This is a genomic window from Chloroflexus sp. (genome assembly GCF_034435895.1).
In the GTDB taxonomy this organism is placed as follows: Bacteria; Chloroflexota; Chloroflexia; order Chloroflexales; family Chloroflexaceae; genus Chloroflexus.
The window spans coordinates 1-3,972 of the sequence record NZ_DAOTWH010000096.1; the positions used below are offsets into that span (position 1 = coordinate 1).

General features: G+C 61.8%; 4 protein-coding genes. 1 reads left to right on the top strand and 3 read right to left on the bottom strand.

Annotated elements, in window-relative coordinates:
* On the bottom strand, positions 1-426 hold a 426-nt coding region (locus U9R81_RS05830; RefSeq protein ID WP_416180940.1), incomplete at its 3' end, for an ATP-binding protein.
* Between the two features lie 101 nt (positions 427-527).
* Positions 528-2,237, bottom strand: a complete 1,710-nt coding sequence (locus tag U9R81_RS05835; RefSeq protein ID WP_322494573.1) for a peptide ABC transporter substrate-binding protein — start codon at positions 2,235-2,237, stop codon at positions 528-530.
* 120 nt (positions 2,238-2,357) lie between these two features.
* On the opposite strand from U9R81_RS05835, the gene U9R81_RS05840 reads away from it, so the two are divergent.
* On the top strand, positions 2,358-3,014 hold the full coding sequence (locus U9R81_RS05840; RefSeq protein ID WP_322494574.1) for a Crp/Fnr family transcriptional regulator: 657 nt from the start codon (positions 2,358-2,360) through the stop codon (positions 3,012-3,014).
* An 11-nt stretch (positions 3,015-3,025) separates the two neighbouring features.
* Here U9R81_RS05840 and U9R81_RS05845 read toward each other — a convergent pair whose 3' ends face one another.
* Positions 3,026-3,790 carry a glycosyltransferase family 2 protein gene (locus U9R81_RS05845; RefSeq protein WP_322494575.1) on the bottom strand — a complete coding sequence of 255 codons (765 nt, stop codon included), beginning with the start codon at positions 3,788-3,790 and terminating at the stop codon, positions 3,026-3,028.
* Positions 3,791-3,972 lie beyond the last annotated feature (182 nt).

Sequence of the window (3,972 nt, forward strand, 5' to 3'; positions counted from 1 at the left end):
GCTGCGCCGGGCAAGCCGGCCCAACCGTTCGAGCAGGTCTTTGCCCCAGCCAGCAGCGATTGCCGACTCAACCCCATCGAGGCAGATCAGCACCGGGCGGCCATTGGCGGCCAGCCGCCGCTCAAGTGCAGCGATGGTTGGTTCGCTGCCGCCGAGCGCGCGCACGATCAGGCCGTAGGTGGCGGCGGCGTCGGGCAACACAGCCAGATCGAGGTAGAAAGCGTTGAGGTTGGGAATTTCGAGCACCGCACCGGCGGCTTGGGCCAGATGGGTGAGCAGCGACGAGCGCCCGCTGCCGCTCGGCCCGTACAGTAGAATAGGTCGTCGCCGTTCGAGTTGCTCGCACGCCGCGCCAAGCTCGCGCCACCGCCCGACAAATTTGCCCGGATCGACGATGCGTCCGCGTTCGCTAAAGGGGTTGGTCATACTCCACCTGTGGGGGAATAGGGAGGTCGGGAGCAGGCAGGTAGGGCATGGGCAAGCACTTGTTTCTATTGCCTACTCCCTATTCCCTACGCCCTATCTCCCTACCGTTCCAGATACCAGCGTTCAATATTCCACAAATACCGCGGCGTACTCAGATCGATCGGGCCGTCAAGCGTGCGCAAGCGGGTATCGAGCACGACCGCCGTGCGATCAACCCACAGGTACAAATAGGGCAACTCGCTGGCAAGGCGGGCCTGCGTCTGGGCAATCGCGCTGCGCCGTTCGTCGCGCCCGTAGAGCTGGCGGGCAATCAGCGCCTGCTCATCGTAGACCGGATCGTTGAAACCGACGAAATTGCGTGTGGCCCGCGTGTCACCCGGCCCCTGTTCGAGCTGGCTGGAATGGAAGAGGGCGAAATCGTCGGGATCGTAGAACATGGTATCGGCGAAGGCCGGATCGCCGGCGCCGTTGATCCAACTGCCCAGCAAAAGGTCGAAATCGTAGGGCGCGACATAGCGGGCGAGAATGACGGTGGCGAAGCCGGCTGGTTCAACCACGATCTGGATGCCGATACTGGCAGCGATTTCGGCAATGCGCCGCGCTGCCACTAGCCGCCGTTCATCGTCATTGCGCACGTAGAGGTGGGCAATCAGCGGCACCCCCTCGCGCTGGCGAATCGTCGCCCCGGTCGGCAACGTCCAGCCGGCGGCATCAAGGATTTCTCGCGCCGCCGGCAAGTCACCGGCAGTCACCGGCGGGGTCAGATCGGCCCAACTCCCCGGTAATGCGCCGTTGCCAACTGGAATGCCGGCCCCTTTGGTGGCTGTCTCGACGAGGCGGGGCAGATCAATAGCGGTGGCTAGCGCCTGCCGCAGGCGGACATCGGCAAAAGGCCGGCTGGGGCGCAAATTGAAGGCGAGAAAATACACACCGTTTTCGGGAATGCTGCCACTGCGCAGCGTAGGCACATCGGCGAGCGCATCTTGGCTGCCCCACGGCAGCTCAGCGGCTTGCAGCCGGCCATCGCGCAGCGCGCTCTGGGTGAGACCAGTTTCGGGAATGACCGTTAAGACCACCCGATCGAGCAGCGGTGCGCCGTGGTGATACTGTTCAAACCGATCGAGCACGAGGCTGCTGTTGGCTTGCCGCTCGGTCAGGCGAAACGGCCCGCTGCCGACCGGCTGGTTCAGGAAATTTATCTGGCTCAGCTCGCGCCCGGCGAAGAGGTGGCGAGGTAGGATCGGCACGGCGAGCAAACTGAGCATCGGCGCATACCGGCTGCGCAGTTCGATCACCACGGTGCGCTCGTCAGGAGCGGAGGCGGTGGCAACGTAGCGCAAATCGGCTAGCAGTGCCGTATTGGTTTCGGGCAAACTACGCAACGCTTCGAGGGTAAAGAGCACATCAGCCGCGGTCAGCGGCTGGCCGTCGTGCCAGCGCAGATCGGGGCGCAGGGTAAAGGTGAGCGTCCGGCCTTCGGCATCGATGTCGAGCTGCTCGGCCAGATCGGGTGTAGGCCAGAGATCGGCGTCGAGGCGCATCAGACCGCTGTACAGCAAACCGATCAGGTGTTCTTCAGCTCGCGAGCGCGGTTGCCATGGGCGCAGATCGGTGATATTGGCAGTAATTCGCAGGTTTAACGTGCCGCCGCGTAGTAGCGGCGTTGCGGTCGGCGGCGGTGTTGCGGTCGGCGGCAGGGTGCTGGTCGGGGTTGGCGTTGCCGGCACCGCACACGCTGCCAGCCAGATGCTCAACCCCATCCACCATACGATCCGGAACCAGCGCTGCCAAGGAGGGTTGCGATGCTTCATAAAATTATTATACCAATGCTCATTTTATCAGGGGGCGATGAACGAAAGCTTGTGGTACAATACCATAGCAATGAAACGCTCCACACTGGCCGGTCGAGATGGCGCGGAAAGGGATAAGGCATGGCATCACGGCTGCATGAAGCGGAATCCTTCGTCTGGCATCGCTTGGCCCCGTTAGGGCAGGCGCAGTCATTCCGCCGGCACAGCACAATATATACTCCGGCCCACCCGGCGCAAACATTGTACCTGCTTGCCAACGGGCAAGTAGGATTGCACCTTGCCTCAAAAGAAGGGCGTTTGTTGACCGTGCGCGTCGTTGAGAACGGCCAAGTGTTTGGCTTGAGCGCCCTCGAGCGTGAGACAACCTACGACACCTTTGCCGAGGCGTTGACGCCGGTGCGCGCGTTGGCGGTGCCGCGGGCCGAAGCGTTGCATGCGATTGCAAACGATGGCGCGTTAGCGACAGCAATGCTCGAATTGCTCGGCCAGCAACGGCAGATCGTCAGCCGCCGGATCGAAGAAGTGGCGTTCAAGTCGGTACCGGCCCGGTTGGCTTCGGTGCTGCTCGAAATGTCTGAGACGCGGCCAGTCGCGACGCCGCAACCGGCCCGGCTGCCGCGCCGTACCCATCAACAACTGGCCGACATGATCAACGCCTACCGCGAAACCGTCACCAAAGTGATCAACCAGTTCCGCGATGCGCGCCTGCTCGATGTGGATAGCTCCGGCATCACGCTGCTCAACCCATCGCGCTTGCGCGAATTGGCCCAGAGTTAGTTTGCGACGTTTCAGCGCGTCGTCTGCTCGGCTTCGGTACGCGCGCGAGTTTTGCGTTTGCGCAGATGCTCGCGCCGCACCACCAACTTCCACCACAATTCGATCAATTGCACAAACGTGCGCCACAGTCGCGGGAAGTTGAAGAACTGGCTCTTGCCGTAGGTGCGGTGATAGTGATGCACCGGCACTTCGGCGAACCGGTAGCCGGAGTCTTGCAATTTCTTGACCAGTTCGAGGCAGATGGTGCCGCTGTCTGATTCCAGCTCGATGTCATCGAAGACGTGGCGGCGAATCAGGCGGAAATCGCAATCGACATCGCGCAGCTTGAAGCCGAAGAGGAATTTAACCGTGTGGTGATAGATCCGCCCGATAATAATCCGGTGCAGCGGATCGCCGCGATCGATCTTCCAACCGTTGACAATATCAACATCCTCGCGCAGCGCCGGCAAGAGCAGTTTGAGTTCACGCGGATCATATTGGGCGTCGCCGTCGGTGTAGAAGACCAGATCTTTCGTCGCCTTGGCGAAGCCGACCCGCAGCGCGCCGCCGTAACCGAGTGCCTGCCGGTGCGTATAGACTCGCAGCTTGTCGTAGCGTTTGGCCAGCGACTCAAGCACCTCGACCGTGTAGTCGGTGCTGCCGTTCTCGACCACGATCACTTCATAATCATCGGTAATCTCTTCGAGCGTCTCGATCGCTGCGACCACCATGCTGCCGATCGTGCCGGCGTCGTTGCAAGCGGGGAAGAAGACGCTGATACTGGGCCGATTGTCCATGCTGTAAAACTCCCTGCGCCATTGGGTTCGTTGCCGGCTGATTATACCATAGGGGGTTGTTCGTGGCGGTGAGGGGGGCAAACGCTGTGTCTTTGCGTTCAACCCTTCACGTCCTTCGCGTGCTTTACGTTACCTGCCCTCACCCCCCGGACCCCTCTCCCACCTCACGGTGGGAGAGGGGG

Coding starts and splice junctions, on each gene's coding strand:
- U9R81_RS05835 (WP_322494573.1), bottom strand. CDS start 2,237: ATGAAGCATCGCAACCCTCCTTGGCAGCGCTGGTTCCGGATCGTATGG.
- U9R81_RS05840 (WP_322494574.1), top strand. CDS start 2,358: ATGGCATCACGGCTGCATGAAGCGGAATCCTTCGTCTGGCATCGCTTG.
- U9R81_RS05845 (WP_322494575.1), bottom strand. CDS start 3,790: ATGGACAATCGGCCCAGTATCAGCGTCTTCTTCCCCGCTTGCAACGAC.